The sequence below is a fragment of the Pseudomonas ceruminis genome (assembly GCF_021602025.1).
Lineage (GTDB): Bacteria > Pseudomonadota > Gammaproteobacteria > Pseudomonadales > Pseudomonadaceae > Aquipseudomonas > Aquipseudomonas ceruminis.
Genome location: NZ_BQHW01000016.1, coordinates 123,554 through 138,663, shown reverse-complemented (window position 1 = coordinate 138,663; position 15,110 = coordinate 123,554). Strand labels below are relative to the sequence as shown.

The window sequence follows — 15,110 nt, the reverse complement described above, 5'->3', positions numbered from 1 at the left end:
AAAATCTTTTCCAGCTCGGCGTCGAACAGCGCCGGGTCGGTGTAGAGGGAGGTGTGGACACGGTCGGGCTGTACCAGCTCGGCCGGGTCGATCGCCAGGTTGACGGCGGGGATCAGGTGGCTCACGGGGGTCACCTATGCAGGATGATTTCTTATGTGAGCAACGCTAAAGGGCAGGGAGGAGGGGCTCAATGACAGGGGCGATCAATGTCGTTGCGTTTTTTGCAACGACTGGACCGGCGGGCTCAGATCGTTCGGCAACGGCCAGCCGCGCTCAAAGGGGGTTAACGTGGCTCAGGCACGATCATGCGAGTCGGGGCCTCGTCGGCACGCCGCCGCGCTACCCAGTAATACAGCACGCTCGGCAGCACCAGACCGATCAGCCACGACACGTCCACACCGCCCAGGTGCGCAACCATCGGCCCGGTGTACAGCTTGGTATCGATCAATGGCATCTGTACCAGCACGCCCACGGTATAGACACCGACGCCCGGCCAGAGGGCTCCGCTTCATTGTTTTTGTGTAAGGGAGATGGCCACTGGCGAGGCGTGCCACGCATGGCTGCACGGCGATATGAGTATGTCTATACAAGTAAGGTCAAGTGAAGGCTGAGGGCGACTGTTGCGCAAGGCTGGCCCGCAACTGTGCCGGTCCTGTGCCAGGAATTGGCCTTATGCTGTAACGAAATATGTCTAGAACGCCGGAAGAAGGAAGTCGCAATGCCGCTCAAGGATCTGCTGATCGCCCTGGTGGTGATTGTCGCCTGGGGAGTCAATTTCGTGGTCATCAAGGTCGGCCTGGATGGCCTGCCACCGATGCTGCTGGGGGCGTTGCGCTTTACGCTGGTCGCGTTTCCGGGGGTGCTGCTGGTCAAGCGGCCCAAGTTGCCCTGGCGCTGGCTGATTGCCTATGGTGCAACCATCTCCCTGGGCCAGTTCGCCTTCCTGTTCCAGGCCATGTACAGCGGCATGCCGCCTGGGCTGGCGTCGCTCGTGCTGCAATCCCAGGCCTTCTTCACCCTAGGGTTTGCTGCGCTGTTTCTGGGTGAGCGGTTGCGCCTTGCCAGCGTGCTTGGTTTGCTGGTGGCGGCCAGCGGTCTGGCACTGATCGGCAGTGAGGACAGCGGCCATGTGCCGATCGTGGCGCTGCTGCTGACCTTGTGCGCCGGGGCCATGTGGGGCATGGGCAACATCATCACCCGGCGCTTTGGCTCCGTGGACCTGGTGGCGCTGGTGATCTGGGGCGGGCTGATCCCGCCGCTGCCGTTCCTGGCGTTGTCGTGGTGGCTTGAGGGCCCGGAGCGTATCGGCCATGCGCTGGCCAACATTGGCTGGAGCTCGGTACTGGCGCTGATCTACCTGGCGTTTGTGGCCACCATGCTGGGCTACAGCCTGTGGAGCAAGCTGCTGTCGCGCCATCCTGCGGGCAAGGTCGCGCCGTTCTCGTTGCTGGTACCCGTCATTGGCCTGAGCTCGTCGGCCTGGCTGCTGGGTGAACGGCTGACCGCTGTTCAAGGGTGGGGGGCGTTGCTGGTGATGCTCGGGTTGCTGGTCAATGTGTTCGGGCCGAAGCTGGGGCAGCGCTTGCGCGCGGCGAGTGCGCAGTAGGGGCCCTGCGCGGGCGGGATTACCCGCGAAGAAGCCGGTGCTTTGTTAGACTTAGGCTCTTTTGCCAAGCCAACGGAGCATCCGATGATCATCTCCACCACCAGCCAGCTCGAAGGCCGCCCGATTGCGGAATATCTTGGCGTCGTCAGCTCAGAATCGGTGCAGGGCATCAACTTCGTGCGTGACTTTTTCACACGGTTTCGCGATTTCTTCGGCGGGCGTTCCCAGACCCTGGAGAGCGCGCTGCGCGAGGCCCGGGAGCAGGCCACCGAAGAACTCAAGGCGCGGGCACGGCAGTTGCAAGCCGATGCGGTAGTGGGCGTCGATTTTGAAATCAGCATGCCTTCGGTGCAGGGCGGCATGGTCGTGGTGTTTGCCACCGGTACGGCCGTGCGCTTGAAGTGATGCCATGTTGCCACTGGTCGGCTCTGGAAGTTTCGGCCGAGCAGTCCGCAAATGACCGGCTAGTCTCATTTTCACAGGCCGCGTTTTCCAGGCAAGCGAGTTCTTGCCGACGCGTCGCCACTGGAGGGAGACAGGGCATGAGCGAGTCCTTTTTCGAAGACATGAATGAGGCGTTTCCGATCAACAGCCAGGTGCGTTGCGGTCAGGCGGCATTTCGCCTGGGTTTTGCCCACATGACGCTGGACGATTCGGAACAACTGCAGCCGGCACACCTGCAGCGCGCCAAGAAGGGCCGATTCACCCCTCGGGTTCCACCGAAAAAGTGAACCCGCTCACACAACCCCGCCGAACGGCGGGGTTTTTGTTGGCCTTGCTTGATCCTGCTCATGGTAACGGTGGGTCGCGCTCGCCGAATCAATGCCGTTGTGGTTTTCTGCGCGCATCTCAGAAAAGGAGGATTGATTTCCATGCGAGTCAGGGAAGAAACCTATTGGCGTTGGGCCGATGCGCATTTGCATAGCCGCAGCCACGATGAAGCACTGAGTGACGGCACTACCTTCGACGTGCAGGTCCGCCTGTCGCGGCTGGGTGCCACGCAACTGTTCCTTGGGCTGTACGGGAAGGACGGCAAGGCGCTGGTGGAGGAGTATTACCCGTCACGGCCAGGCGAAACCATGACCCGTGCGCTGGTGTGGGGCGTCGACCGGGCCAGGGCGCTGGCGACCGGGGCACTGGCATTGCCGCAAAGGCAGCGCCGGCAGGCATGAAAAAGCCCGGCCTACAGGGGGCCGGGCTCAGGAAGTGGTGCAATCGCTCAGTTGAGCGGATCGATCACCTTGATTGCCTGCCGCTCACGGGCGGCCGGCCATTCTTGTTGCAGGGTCTGCAGCACGCGGCCGACGAACTCGGTGTCGGCGGCAGCCTTCTTGCCGACGTAGCCCTGGCCGCGACGGTAGACCTTGAAGCGGGCGCGCATGCTGGGCAGGTGCGCTTCGAATTCATCTTCGACAGTGTTCGGCGGCAGGCGGTCGAGACGCACATCGCCGGTCTGGTTTACCCACAGCAGGTGGTCGTCGAGGCTGTCCTTGCGTGCGGCGAACAGTTCGGCCAATTGATCGATTGTGGGATTGTTGTTCAAGTTCATCATAAAGCCCCCATTACCCATTCGTTGGTGATTTTCACAGTTGGCGCCACAGTTTGTAGCGCTCTACCAAGGCTGCTACAGCAGCATCGCAACAGGGGCTTTCTCACGCTGCCTTTTGGACAGTTCCCTCTCCACGAACGGCCTGCGTTACCGCGCAGGCCGTCTGGAATACCCTTGCCACCGCTCCCGATCGGGGAGACGGCTTCATCATGCCCAAGGGCGAGGAATGGCGTCAACCGTTTTGTAGTGAATATTTTCAACCACTACATCTTGTCGGACAATCCTGCCGAGACCGCCTTTCAATGGTCAAGGCTGGAGAGAATCTGGTACGCGGCACGCACCCGCGCTTCATTGGGATAGTTGCGGTTGGCCAGCAGGACGATCGCCCGGTTTTCAGACGGAATGAACGCGGCGTAGACGCCGAAACCGCTGGTTGAACCGGTCTTGTTGTACCAGGCTTTGGGCAGTGCAGGCAGTGCCGGGGTCAAGCGCTGGGTGGCTTGCGGCTCTTGGATGAGCCGGGGGCTGTTGCCATCTACCAGGGTGACGAGCGCTGCGGGGTAGGGGTAGCGCTCCCAGCCCAGGCCTTGGGTCATGGCCCCCACCTGGAAGTAGCCGGCCTGGGTGATGGCGGTCGCGTTGCGCAAAGCCGGTGAGAGCTCGGCCGGCTGCATGTGCAGGCGCACATAGCGCAGCAGGTCGGTCGCGCTGGTCTTGATGCCATAGGCTTCGTCGGCATAGGGCCCAGGGCTCACCCGCACCGGGCGGTTCTGCGCGTCGTAGCCTTGCGCGTACAGGCCCTGTGCGCTTGCCGGTACTTGCAGGTACGTGTGCTTCAGGCCCATCTGCGGCAACAGGCGCTGGGCCATGAGTTCCGCGAATGGCCGGTGCTGCGCCCGCGCTGCCAGATCACCGAACAACCCCAGGCTGGGGTTGGAGTAGCAACGCTGGGTGCCGCGCTCGGCACGGGGCTTCCAGGTACGGAAGAAGTTCAAGGTCTGCTCGGCGGTCTGCACCGCATCGGGGAACTGCAACGGCAGGCAGTCGGCGCTGTAGACCCCCAGCTCGAGCACGCTGGCCTCGCCCAAGGGCGTGCCTGCGAGGGCGGGTTGATAGCGCTTGGCCGGGGCCTCCAGATCGAGCTTGCCCTCGGCGCTGGCCAGCGCGGCGAGTGTGGCCGTGTAGGTCTTGCTCAGCGAACCGATTTCAAACAGGGTATCGGCGGTGACGGCCGTGTGGTCGTCCTTGCTGGCCACGCCATAGGTGAAGTAGTGCGCTTGCCCATTCGCGTACACGGCCACGGCCATGCCGGCGATACCTTGCTCCTGCATCAGCGGGGGGATGATCTCGTCTACCCGGCCCTGCAATGGATCGGCCGCGTGCGCGGTGGTGGCGCATGAAAGCAGTGCAGTGGTGAAGGCGAACGAGGCAAGGCGGGTGTGCGGCATGCAGGGGTCCTTATCAGGAGGTGTCCGTTGAGCGACACCGGTGGGGGTTCCGGCGTTAGCGGGAAAAGGCCACAGACCTTATCGTCTGCCCTTGCATAACGACAAGATGGAATCTGCTATGAAGTATGTGCGCATGTTGTTCGACAACTTCACCTTGGCCTTGCTCGGGGTGGTGTTCATTGCGACCGTGCTGCCCTGCTCGGGCGACGGCGCGGTGTATTTCGGCTGGCTGACCAACCTGGCCATCGGCCTGTTGTTCTTCCTGCATGGCGCGAAGCTGTCGCGCGAAGCGATCATCGCAGGTGCCGGGCACTGGCGCCTGCACTTGCTGGTGTTTTCCTGCACCTTTGTGCTGTTCCCGTTACTGGGCCTGGCCTTCAAACCGCTGTTCGTGCCGCTGGTGGGCAACGAGCTGTACCTGGGCGTGCTGTACCTGTGTGCCTTGCCAGCCACCGTGCAGTCGGCCATCGCCTTTACTTCGCTGGCACGGGGCAATGTGCCAGCAGCCATCTGCAGTGCAGCCGCCTCGAGCCTGATCGGCATCTTCCTGACCCCGCTGCTGGTGTTGATGCTGCTCGGTGCCAACGGCGATACTGGTTCGGGCCTGGATGCGGTACTGAAGATCACCCTGCAACTGCTGGTGCCTTTCGTCGCCGGGCAGATTGCGCGGCGCTGGATTGGTACCTGGGTCAAGAACAATGCACGCTGGCTGAAGCTGGTGGACCAGGGCTCGATCTTGTTGGTGGTATACACCGCGTTCAGCGAAGCGGTGGTCACCGGCCTGTGGCACACAGTATCGCCGCAGCATCTGGCGGGGTTGTTCGTGGTATGCGGCATTCTGCTGGCCGTGGTGCTGTACGGGACGCGCCTGCTGGGCAACGTGCTCGGCTTCAGCCTGGAAGACCGCATCACCATCCTGTTCGCGGGCTCCAAGAAGAGCCTGGCTACGGGGGTGCCGATGGCGCAGGTGTTGTTCGTGGGTAGTGGAATAGGGGCGATGATCCTGCCGCTGATGCTGTTCCACCAGATCCAGTTGATGGTGTGTGCGGTGCTGGCGCAGCGCTATGCCAGCAGGGAAGGGGCGGGTGAGGAGGTTGCTGCGTCCTCCTGAGTTCCTTGAATCGCTTGTGCAGGCCTTGCGCGGCGGCGAAGTTATCCGTGAAAAGGCCTGTCCAGGCTAGCGGGCCTGCCCGGAGCGGCGTTCGCGCAGTGCCTTGCGCACCTCTGCTTCGACCTGGTATGCCGGCCCTTCCAGCTCATCGTAGTTGCGCGTGTAACGGGTGGCGAACCCATCCACCCCCAACGCTTGATACTGCTCTACGTGCTTGAGCTCGTGCGCCCACAGTGCCACGTTGTCCTCAGCGTCGCTTGCGTGGCGGAAAATGATCGTGTCGATCAGCGTCACTGCGTTCACATCCGGGTTTTGCAGCATGGCGTTGGCGGCACTGAGCTGCTGTTCGTCGCCGACTCGGTAGCGTGCGGCATCCAGCACGGCAAAGTCGTACCAGGGTTCGAGCTGCGCACGAATATGCAGGGGCATCGGCGCGCTGCCGCTGGCTGTCGCTTCGTCGCGGGCCTGGCGCAGGGCATAGGCCAGGCTGCTGGAGGCCATTACCTGGACATCCTCGAGCACCCGCCCTGCCTGGCCAGGGTCGACCGGTGCACAGAAACAGGCCATCAGGCAGACCTGATATTGCCCAGGTGGGCAGGCCGGCTCGGCGGACACCGCCGCGCACGACACCAGTGCCAGCAGCAGGCTAGCCCCCCTCATTCAGCGCCCTCTCGGCAAACCTGCGGTTGGCCTCCAGCAGTTGGGATTGCACGTCCTCGCTGGCCAGCATGCGCCCGACCAGCAAGGCCCCGACGCACTGGCTGATCAACACCCAGGCCAGTGCGTCATCTTCCAGGGTCCTGCTCCAGGCGGCGTGCAGGCTGACCAGCCAGTGCTCGGCTTCCTCGCGCACCGGCCGGCCGCCTCGGGCAATTTCCACGCCCAAAGGTGGCAGTGGGCAGCCGCCTTCAGCATTGTGCAGGTGGGCCAGGCTCAGGTACTGCTGCAAGCAGCGGCCCAGACGCTCGCGGCTGGCACCCTGGTTAGCCAGGCGGGCCAGAGGGCTGTTGCTCAACTCCTGACGGACCACTTCAGTAAACAGGTCGTCCTTGGACGGAAAGTGGTTGTAGAAAGCGCCGCCGGTCAGGCCAATGGCCTTCATCAGCCCGGCGACGCCGGTGCTGGCAAAGCCGCCGCGTTTGGCCAGCGCGCCGCTGCTGGCCAGCAACTTGTCACGGGTCTGCTGCTTGTGTTCGCTGGGATAGCGCATGCAAAAACCTCTACGCACTGGCTTGACGATGGCGACGATCATAACATAGCGTTCGTTTACTAAACGATCATTCATCAATGGGGGCGCGCATGGCAGAACAACAAAAAGTGGTGCTGGTGATCGGTGCAGGGGACGCTACCGGCGGCGAGATCGCCAAGCGGTTTGCCCGTGAGGGGTACATCGCCTGTGTTACCCGCCGCCAGGCCGACAAGCTGCAGCCGCTGGTCGATGAGATCCGGGCGGCAGGTGGCCAGGCCCATGGCTTTGGCTCGGATGCGCGCAAGGAGGACGAAGTCGCCGAACTGGTCGATACCATCGAACGTGAGATCGGCCCGATCGAAGCGTTTGTGTTTAATATCGGTGCCAATGTGCCCTGCAGCATTCTTGAAGAAACCCCGCGCAAATACTTCAAGATCTGGGAAATGGCCTGCTTTGCCGGCTTCCTTACGGCACAGGCAGTAGCACGGCGCATGGTTGCCCGCGAGCGCGGCACGATTCTGTTCACCGGCGCCACTGCCGGCACCCGCGGTGCGGCCGGCTTCGCGGCCTTCGCCGGGGCCAAGCATGGCTTGCGCGCCTTGGCCCAGAGCATGGCGCGGGAGCTGGGGCCAAGGAATGTGCATGTTGCCCACGTCGTGGTGGACGGCGCCATCGACACGGCTTTCATCCGCGACACGTTCCCCGAGCGCTATGCCCTCAAGGACCAGGACGGCATTCTCGACCCTGCGCACATTGCTGACAGTTACTGGTTCTTGCACGCGCAGCCGCGTGACGCCTGGACATTCGAGCTGGACCTGCGCCCGTGGATGGAGCGTTGGTAAGCGCTGACTCATCAAAGGAGTGCGATGCATGAGCAAGACTGTCGAATTTTTCTTCGATCTGGGCAGCCCGGCCAGCTACCTGGCCTGGACCCAACTTCCCGCCCTGTGCGCCCGTCATGGTGCCACGTTGCGCTACCGGCCACTGTTGCTGGGTGGAGTGTTTCAGGCCACGGGCAATGCTTCGCCGGCGATGATCCCAGCCAAGGGGCGTTACATGTTCACCGACCTGGGGCGCTTCGCCATACGTTATGGCGTGCCATTCGGCCTGCCGCCGGGTTTTCCGATCAATACCCTGGCCTTGATGCGGGGTGTGATCGGCATGCAGTTGCGTTCGCCGGAACGTTTCGAAGCCTTGTTGGCGGCATTGTTCAACGGGCTTTGGGCGCAACGCCGTAACCTGGCGGATGCTGCAGTGCTGGCGCAAGTGTTGGGCGAGGCGGGGTTTGACCCGGTGCAGTTACACGCCTTGGCGGCTGATCCTGACGTGAAGGCGGCGCTCAAGCAGGTGACAGAAGAGGCTGTGGAGCGCGGCGTGTTTGGCGCGCCGACCTGTTTCGTCGAGGGGCAGATGTACTTCGGCCAGGACCGCCTGGATTTCGTCGAAGAGGCGCTCAGGCACTAACAGCAATGGCCTCTTTGCGGGTTCAAGAGGCCGTCAGGCTCAACGCCGGTTCAGAAATTCGCCGGGGTATTGGCGCTGATGATCTCTGCCTCGTCCTGGCCAATGTTCTTGAAGCTGTGGGGCAGGGTGGTGGGTATGTAGTAACCGTCACCCGAGTTGAGGATGCTCACCTGGCCATCGACCCACAGCTCCACGGTGCCACGGGTAACCAGGCCGCATTCCTCGCCTTCGGCATGCACGATAGGCTCACCAGAGTCGGCACCGGGTGCATACAGCTCGCGCAACATGCGCATTTGCCGCGCCTCGACACTGGCTCCGACCAGCAGCATGCGCAGGCCATTGCGGCCTAGGTCTGGCTGTTCGCTGGCGCGAAACACGAAACGCTCTTCCCGCACTGGCTCGTCGAAGCTGAAGAACTCCGCCAGGGTCATGGGTATCCCTTCGAGCAATTTTTTAAGGGAACTGACCGAAGGGCTGACGCGGTTCTGCTCGATTTGCGAGATCGTCGAGTTGGTCAGCCCGCTGCGGCGGGCCAGTTCCCGTTGGGAGAGGTTGTTGCGTTCACGCACCAGTTTGAGTCGTGTCCCGGTGTCCATAGCCGCCTTGTAATTAGAGGTGTTAAAAATAATGGGCGACGCATTAAAACACACTCTGCACGCTTGCGCGCTGTGCTTGTCAGGCGCGTGGTTCACGCGGCATCGGCCACAGCCCGACCAGCAGCAACAGCAGTGCCACCGCCAGGAACGGCAGGCGCGGGTCGAGGGCGTAGACCAGCGTGCCGGCCAGCGGCCCGATGACTGCGCCCATGCCTTGTGCGGCACCGATGGAGCCTGCGGTGGCACCTTGTTCACTCGCCTGCATGGCATTGGCAGCCAGTGCCGAGAACGCTGGGAACACGAAGCCCATGCCGGCGGCGGCGACAAAATAGCAACTCCAAAGCCCCGGGGCGCTGGTGGACAGCGCGCCAGCGGCGAAGCCCAGGGCGGAAATACTGGCGCCGACGCGGATCATTTTCAGCGGCGGCCATTCCAGTTGGCGCAGGATCACCTGGGACAGAATCAGTGCTACCCCCACCGTGGTCAGGGCGATGCCTGCAGCCTGAGCAGCCTCGGCCGGCTGCAGATGCAGGCGATCGAGGGCAAAGAAGCCGACGATGATCTGCGACACGGTCACGCTCAGCATCGCGCTGAAGGCCACCAGCAGAGGGCGGCGCAAGCGAGGGTCGCTCAGGCGCACCGGGCTGGGCGCGTGGCTGATGGCCAGGGGGTGTGGCTTGAGCTTGAACAGCAGGACCAGAAACGCGCTGGCCGGTAACAGGGACATCACATGGAACGGCAGGCTCAGGCTGTGCCGTGCCAGCAGCGCCGCCAGCGCCGGCCCCAGTACCAGGCCGACGGCATTGGCCGCACCCAGCGAGGCCATGGCCCGGGCCCTGTGTTGTGGCCCGACATGGTCGGCGATCAAGGCATTGCAACCCACCGGTATTGCGGCGTAGAAGGCACCGATGCAGCCGCGCGCGAGCATCAGCCCGACAAAGGCAAGGGTCGCTCCCGGCAACCAGCGCAGGGCACCCTCGACGAACAGGCACAGCAACCAGTAGGCCAGCGTGAAGCCGGCACTGCCCAGCAGCAGGACCCGCCGACGCCCCAGGCGATCGGCCGCCCGGCCCCATGGGCGGGCCAGCAGCACCCAGACCACACCGGCCACGGTCACCGCCGCGCCGGCTTGCCAGGTGGCCATGCCCAGCAGGCGTGCGATGGGCCCGATCAAGGCAACGAAGGCCATCATCGACATGGTGCAAGCCATGTTGGCGAGCAGCAAAGGGCGCAGGTCCAGGGTGCTGGCAGGGGTGAGGGTGGCAGGGTCCTTTGCGACATTCATGGGGCAGTCCAGGGCAGGTAAGCGGAAGTCATTCAGATTAATGAGAACTCTTATCGTTTGTCGAGCCTGCCCTGGGCCATCGCCATCAGTCGCTGCGGCGCAGGGGGCCTGGCCACATGCTACGCAACACGCCATCACGGCGCACCAGCGCATGCATCAGTGCCGCACCCAGATGCACCACAACGGTGGCGAACAGCAGGTAGCCGGCCCAGCCATGGGCTTGGCGCAGTACGGCGTAGAGCTGCAGATCGTGGGGTGCGATCGCCGGCAACTGCAGCGGCCGCGGATACCCGCCGGCCGAAAGCATTGCCCAGCCCAGCAGCGGCATGGCCAGCATCAGCCCATAGAGCAACAGGTGCGAGGCGCCCGCAGCGATGCGCTGCAACGCTGGCAGGTCGTGGGGGAGCGCAGGGTGGGGCAACGTCAGTCGCATGCCGATGCGCACGATCACCAATACCAGCAGCGCCAGGCCGGTGGCCTTGTGCAGCTCGACCAGGGTGGGGTGACGCAACGACAGGTCGCCCACCATGCTCACGCCAATGAACAGCATGGCCACGATCAGTATCGCCATCAGCCAGTGCAGCAAGCGCGCCAATGGGTGGAAGGCTTCAGGTTTCATGGGTGGGCTCCTGCGCCGAGGGATTCGCGGCTGCGGCGGTTGAAGGATTCCGAATAGGCCGCCGAACGGGCGGCGAGGATCGGGTCATCGGACGCTTGAATGCCACGGGGCAGGATCAGCGGGTCGAAGTTCAGGTCACGGCAGGCGCCTTGCTCGGGGGCATCCACTTGTTCGATGACCAAGGTGCCAGCATCGACGCTGCGGCGCTCGGCGGGCCAGGGGCGCGCCGGGTCATCCTGCGCGTCACCGGGGTCAGCGAGGACCAGGCGTAGGGTCCAGCGCAGTGGGCCCTGGGCCAGGCGCTGTTGCAGGTCATGTTGCAGGAACTGCTTGTCGTCGACCTGGCCGGGCAGGGCAGCGAATGGCGTCTGTGGCTCAAGCTGCCACCGCACCGGGTGGGCATTGCCGCCGGCATCGATCAGGCGGAAAGCATTGATGCTGTGGTATTGAGTGCTGGCGAAGCTGTCGCTGGGTTTGTAACTGGCGGCCCATTGGCGAAATGCCGCACTTTCAGGATGGGCGGCAAAGAACGCCTGCATTTTTGCCGGGTCCGGTTTGCCGGTGGCCGGGTCCGGTGCGCCTGCCAGTACCTGGTCGTAGAACCCTTCTGGCGTGCTCACTGCCAGCACCGGCGGGTTGTTCATCCCGGTGCGCCAGACCTGGCCGTCGTCAGTGCTCAACTGGATCGCCAGGCTGCGGACCGGGACGCCCGTATCGGGTGCGAACGGGTTGGCACCGCCAATGGCAAAGCGGCCGATCACCGGCACGTGCTGCTGGCTGAATGCGCGCGCCGTCGACAGTGCAGCGGCTTGGCCGCTGGGTTGGAAGTAGCCACTGACGCACAGGCCCTTGGCGTGGTTCTTGCGATAACCCGGATAGTGGCCGGCCTGTGCTTCGAAGGTGTCGATGATGCGCTGCGGGGTCAGTTGCGGCCCGTTGATCCAGCCAGCGGCATAGGCAAAGCCTGCGCCAAGGGCCAGCATCACGGCGCCGATGCCGGCCAGGCGCAGGGCCTTGGCTGGCCCGTGCAAGGGTGCATTCATGGTGTGCGTCCGGTTCAGTGAAGATGCGGGTACGACGGGGCAGGTAAAAACTTATTCCACCGGCGGGAATAGATTTTCTTGCCAGGCGTCTGCCCCCTACACTGACCACCCCAGAGCCCGGTACCTTGCCATGCATGATCTGGATGAACAGCAATGGCGCGAATTGCTGCAGCGCCTGCGCCGCTTTGCCTTGTGGCTGACACGTGAGCCCGGCAGCGCCGATGACCTGGTTCAGGGCACTGTCGAACGTGCATTGAGCCGCAGCAGCCAGCAACGCGACGCCGAGGCGCTGCGTGCCTGGTTGTTCACCATCCTTTACCGGCTGTTTCTCGACAGCAAGCGCCGTGACCGCCTGCATGCCCGTTGGCTTTCCTGGTTCGGCCGCGCCGAACGTGAGGAGGAGGCGGTCGGGGACAGTGTCGAGACCATCGTCCTGGCCCAGGCCGATCTGCAAGCGTTTGCCCTCCTGTCGACCGAACAGCGTGCATTGCTGTTGCTGGTCAGCGTCGAGGGGTTGAGCTACAAGGAAGCCGCTCAAGCCATGGGGATTCCCATTGGCACGGTCATGTCGCGCCTTTCGCGCGCCCGTGCCGCCTTGCGTGAACTGACCGAGGACAGCCCACAGCCCCCTGCCTTGCGGAGACTCAAATGACCCATCTGATACCCAGCGAGCACGAGCTGCATGCCTATGTCGATGACCGGCTCGAACCTAGCCGTCGTGCCGAAGTACAAGCCTGGCTGGCGGCCAATCCGCAGGAGGCGCTGCGCCTTGAAGCCTGGCGCAACGATGCCCGGCGCCTGCGGGCGGCGTTGGCGGGTTTCGGTGAACAGCCGGGCAGGCTCCAGCTCGACGTGCGGCATGTGCAACGGCGCTTGCGCCAACGACGGCAGCGGCGCCTGGCCTCGGTGGCGGTGCTGCTCCTGGCCATGGGGGTGGGCGCGCTCGGCGGCTGGCAGGCGCGGCAGGTCACCTTGGCGGGCAATGACCTGCCCATGGCTGATGCCGTCCAGGCCCATCGGCTGTTCGCCGACAGCCAAGCGCTGGATATCCAGGCCAGTGACCCGGCGCAGTTGCGCGATTGGCTGGGCAGGCATTTTAACCGTGTAGGTCAACTGCCTGATCTTGGCGTCTACGGCTTCCAGCCGGTAGGCGCGCGCCTGCTGAGCAACGAGCAGGGGCCGGCGGCGTTGCTGGTGTTCCAGGATCGCAGGGGGCAGCGCATCAGCCTGTTCCTGCGTTCACCCGGTGAACACTATGAGCGTATGCCACAGGGGCAGCGGGTAGACGGGCAGCTGGAGGCACGTTACTGGACGCATGGGGCGTACAACTTTGCCTTGGTCAGTGCAGCGGACGATGTGCGCGGGGCAGGGGTGGGGGAGGCATTGCGGCTGGGGCTGTAGTGTTTTGTGCGGGGCTGGCGAACAGTGCTCAATGCCCTGGAGGCCGAGCGCCGAAGGCGCAGGGTTCGACCTCAAGGGCACCACCGGCATGAAGGCATGCCTCTGGCAGCCCTCATGCACTTTCACACCGTGAGCATTCTCAGCTCAGCTCAAGCCAGATCGGTGCATGGTCCGAAGGCTTTTCCATCGCCCGCAGCTCGTAATCCACACCTGCCGCCTTGATACGCGGTACCAGGCCCTGCGAGGCCATGATCAGGTCAATGCGCAGGCCGCGCTTGGGTTCGTCCTCGAAGCCGCGGCTGCGGTAGTCGAACCAGCTGAAGCGGTCGGCGACGTCCGGGTGCAGGTGGCGGAAGCTGTCCACCAGGCCCCAGCCCTTGAGGCGCTCCATCCACTCCCGTTCTTCAGGCAGGAAGCTGCACTTGCCGGTCTTGAGCCAGCGTTTGGCATTGTCCGGGCCGATACCGATGTCGCAGTCCTGGGGCGAGATATTCATGTCGCCCATGACCAGCACGGGCTGGTCATTGCTGAACTGACCTTCGAGCAGCGCCTGCAGGTCGCTGTAGAAGCGCTGCTTGGCGGGGAACTTGGTGGGGTGGTCGCGGCTTTCGCCTTGGGGGAAGTAGCCGTTCATGACCGTGATCGGCGTGCCGTTGGCATCGGCGAAAGTGCCCCAGATGAAACGGCGCTGCGCGTCTTCTTCATCACTGGCAAAGCCTTTGAACAGGCTCAGCGGTGCCTGGCGGGACAGCAGGGCAACACCGTAATGGCCCTTCTGGCCGTGGTAATGCACGTGGTAACCCAGCGCTTCGACGTCGGCCAGGGGAAACTGATCGTCGCTGACCTTGGTTTCCTGCAGGCCGATCACGTCCGGCTGGTGCTTTTCGATCAGCGCCGCCAGCTGGTGCGGGCGGGCTCGCAGGCCGTTGATGTTGAAACAGACGATCTTCATGGAAAGACAATCCTGATAAAAGGCCGGATGCTAGCCGACATCGGCCGTCATCACCAGCGTGGCAGCTTTGCCAAGGCGCTGCTAACGTGCAGGCTGGGGTGAACGATGCGCAGCGGAGCACCCTCCAAGGCACTGTATGCCGATTCCAGGAGGACCTCTCGCAATGCCCGAAGCCACTGCCGCCCAAGCCCGCATCTGCTCGCTCGATGACGGCTACAGCCGCGAGGCACGTTCGCTGCTGTACCACGCCTACCGCAACGAACCGACCTTTGCCTATATCTTCGAAGCTCAGCGCCCGGGCTATGAGCGCCGCTTGCGGGTGATGGTGCGCGAATGGGTCCGTCAGCATTTCTATCTGCAACTGCCGGCCATTGGCCTGTTGCTGGACGATCGCCTGATTGCCCTGGCGTTGATCGTGCCCCCGCAACGCAGGCTGGGCGTGGCTGACAGTTGGGCATGGCGCCTGCGTATGCTGCTGGGCACCGGCCAACGCTGCACCCGGCGCTACATGGACTACCAGGCAGCGCTGGCCAGTTGCTTGCCGACGGACCAGGTCCATATGCTGCCGCTGCTGGGGGTGCACCCGCAGTTTCGTGGGGCCCACTACGGCGAACAGTTGTTACAGGCGGTGCACGACTGGTGCGCGCAAGACCCCAACACCCAAGGGGTGGTGCTGGACTCGGGCAATGAGCATTACCTGGCGTTTTACGAGCGCCAGGGCTATCAGGAGATAGGCGAGGTGGCGGTAGGCCCCATCAGAGAGCGGGTGTTCTTTCATCCCAACCCGGAGTCCTCCATGCCCACAATCGCTTGAAGGGCCGCCAGACGGCTCCCTTGAGCGCCTCGC

At 63.7% G+C, this 15,110-nt stretch carries 19 protein-coding genes and 1 pseudogene; 10 read left to right on the top strand and 10 right to left on the bottom strand.

The features are described 5' to 3' along the window. Positions 1 to 283: 283 nt before the first annotated feature. Positions 284 to 493, bottom strand: a pseudogene (locus tag L6D80_RS18665) (cytosine permease); the annotation flags it as partial. Between the two features lie 225 nt (positions 494 to 718). Here L6D80_RS18665 and L6D80_RS18660 point away from each other — a divergent pair. The 4 genes from L6D80_RS18660 (at position 719) to L6D80_RS18645 (ending at position 2,778) form a co-directional block, all read left to right on the top strand. Next, positions 719 to 1,606 carry an EamA family transporter gene (locus L6D80_RS18660; protein WP_176516513.1) on the top strand — a complete coding sequence of 296 codons (888 nt, stop codon included), beginning with the start codon at positions 719 to 721 and terminating at the stop codon, positions 1,604 to 1,606. Positions 1,607 to 1,690: 84 nt separating this feature from the next. Beyond that, positions 1,691 to 2,011 carry a YbjQ family protein gene (locus L6D80_RS18655; RefSeq protein WP_003253898.1) on the top strand — a complete coding sequence of 107 codons (321 nt, stop codon included), beginning with the start codon at positions 1,691 to 1,693 and terminating at the stop codon, positions 2,009 to 2,011. 137 nt (positions 2,012 to 2,148) lie between these two features. Continuing rightward, entirely contained in the window at positions 2,149 to 2,337 is a 189-nt protein-coding gene (locus L6D80_RS18650; RefSeq protein WP_054903331.1) for a hypothetical protein, read from the top strand. A gap of 141 nt (positions 2,338 to 2,478) precedes the next feature. After that, a complete protein-coding gene (locus L6D80_RS18645) occupies positions 2,479 to 2,778 on the top strand; it encodes a hypothetical protein (RefSeq protein WP_054903330.1) in 300 nt (99 codons plus the stop codon). 47 nt (positions 2,779 to 2,825) lie between these two features. On the opposite strand, the gene L6D80_RS18640 is transcribed toward L6D80_RS18645, so the two are convergent. Together L6D80_RS18640 and ampC are read right to left on the bottom strand one after the other, a co-directional pair. Beyond that, the gene (locus L6D80_RS18640; RefSeq protein WP_054903329.1) at positions 2,826 to 3,158 is read right to left on the bottom strand and encodes a hypothetical protein; all 333 of its coding nucleotides are present in this window, start codon (positions 3,156 to 3,158) and stop codon (positions 2,826 to 2,828) included. 296 nt (positions 3,159 to 3,454) lie between these two features. Further along, positions 3,455 to 4,603, bottom strand: coding sequence for a class C beta-lactamase (gene ampC / locus L6D80_RS18635; RefSeq protein ID WP_176516515.1), 1,149 nt, complete (start codon positions 4,601 to 4,603; stop codon positions 3,455 to 3,457). A gap of 118 nt (positions 4,604 to 4,721) precedes the next feature. Here ampC and L6D80_RS18630 point away from each other — a divergent pair, with 118 nt between their 5' ends. Continuing rightward, complete coding sequence (locus tag L6D80_RS18630; RefSeq protein WP_371419523.1) at positions 4,722 to 5,714, top strand: bile acid:sodium symporter family protein; 993 nt, start codon at positions 4,722 to 4,724, stop codon at positions 5,712 to 5,714. Positions 5,715 to 5,780: 66 nt separating this feature from the next. Here L6D80_RS18630 and L6D80_RS18625 read toward each other — a convergent pair whose 3' ends face one another. Then, positions 5,781 to 6,374, bottom strand: a complete 594-nt coding sequence (locus L6D80_RS18625; protein ID WP_176516520.1) for an eCIS core domain-containing protein — start codon at positions 6,372 to 6,374, stop codon at positions 5,781 to 5,783. Next, entirely contained in the window at positions 6,361 to 6,924 is a 564-nt protein-coding gene (locus L6D80_RS18620; RefSeq protein ID WP_176516522.1) for a TetR/AcrR family transcriptional regulator, read from the bottom strand. The genes L6D80_RS18625 and L6D80_RS18620 overlap by 14 nt, the downstream gene beginning before the upstream one ends. Positions 6,925 to 7,013: 89 nt before the next feature. Between L6D80_RS18620 and L6D80_RS18615 the strand changes: the two genes are divergently transcribed. Next, a complete protein-coding gene (locus L6D80_RS18615) occupies positions 7,014 to 7,745 on the top strand; it encodes an SDR family oxidoreductase (RefSeq protein ID WP_176516524.1) in 732 nt (243 codons plus the stop codon). Positions 7,746 to 7,773: 28 nt separating this feature from the next. Then, positions 7,774 to 8,367, top strand: coding sequence for a 2-hydroxychromene-2-carboxylate isomerase (locus L6D80_RS18610; RefSeq protein WP_054903324.1), 594 nt, complete (start codon positions 7,774 to 7,776; stop codon positions 8,365 to 8,367). Positions 8,368 to 8,417: 50 nt separating this feature from the next. On the opposite strand, the gene L6D80_RS18605 is transcribed toward L6D80_RS18610, so the two are convergent. From L6D80_RS18605 to L6D80_RS18590, 4 genes are all read right to left on the bottom strand, one after another. Next, complete coding sequence (locus L6D80_RS18605) at positions 8,418 to 8,963, bottom strand: cupin domain-containing protein (protein WP_027916793.1); 546 nt, start codon at positions 8,961 to 8,963, stop codon at positions 8,418 to 8,420. Positions 8,964 to 9,042: 79 nt separating this feature from the next. Next, positions 9,043 to 10,248 carry an MFS transporter gene (locus L6D80_RS18600; protein WP_054903323.1) on the bottom strand — a complete coding sequence of 402 codons (1,206 nt, stop codon included), beginning with the start codon at positions 10,246 to 10,248 and terminating at the stop codon, positions 9,043 to 9,045. 85 nt (positions 10,249 to 10,333) lie between these two features. Then, positions 10,334 to 10,867, bottom strand: coding sequence for a cytochrome b (locus L6D80_RS18595; protein WP_176516526.1), 534 nt, complete (start codon positions 10,865 to 10,867; stop codon positions 10,334 to 10,336). Next, entirely contained in the window at positions 10,864 to 11,910 is a 1,047-nt protein-coding gene (locus L6D80_RS18590) for a catalase family peroxidase (RefSeq protein WP_176516528.1), read from the bottom strand. The genes L6D80_RS18595 and L6D80_RS18590 overlap by 4 nt, the downstream gene beginning before the upstream one ends. 130 nt (positions 11,911 to 12,040) lie before the next feature. Between L6D80_RS18590 and L6D80_RS18585 the strand changes: the two genes are divergently transcribed. Together L6D80_RS18585 and L6D80_RS18580 are read left to right on the top strand one after the other, a co-directional pair. Next, on the top strand, positions 12,041 to 12,562 hold the full coding sequence (locus L6D80_RS18585) for a sigma-70 family RNA polymerase sigma factor (protein ID WP_054903320.1): 522 nt from the start codon (positions 12,041 to 12,043) through the stop codon (positions 12,560 to 12,562). Then, complete coding sequence (locus L6D80_RS18580) at positions 12,559 to 13,311, top strand: anti-sigma factor family protein (RefSeq protein ID WP_176516530.1); 753 nt, start codon at positions 12,559 to 12,561, stop codon at positions 13,309 to 13,311. Before L6D80_RS18585 ends, L6D80_RS18580 begins: the two co-directional genes overlap by 4 nt. A 139-nt stretch (positions 13,312 to 13,450) precedes the next feature. On the opposite strand, the gene xthA is transcribed toward L6D80_RS18580, so the two are convergent. Beyond that, complete coding sequence (gene xthA, locus L6D80_RS18575) at positions 13,451 to 14,263, bottom strand: exodeoxyribonuclease III (RefSeq protein WP_054903318.1); 813 nt, start codon at positions 14,261 to 14,263, stop codon at positions 13,451 to 13,453. A 163-nt stretch (positions 14,264 to 14,426) separates the two neighbouring features. Between xthA and L6D80_RS18570 the strand changes: the two genes are divergently transcribed. Further along, positions 14,427 to 15,077, top strand: a complete 651-nt coding sequence (locus tag L6D80_RS18570) for a GNAT family N-acetyltransferase (protein ID WP_054903317.1) — start codon at positions 14,427 to 14,429, stop codon at positions 15,075 to 15,077. Positions 15,078 to 15,110: the final 33 nt, after the last annotated feature.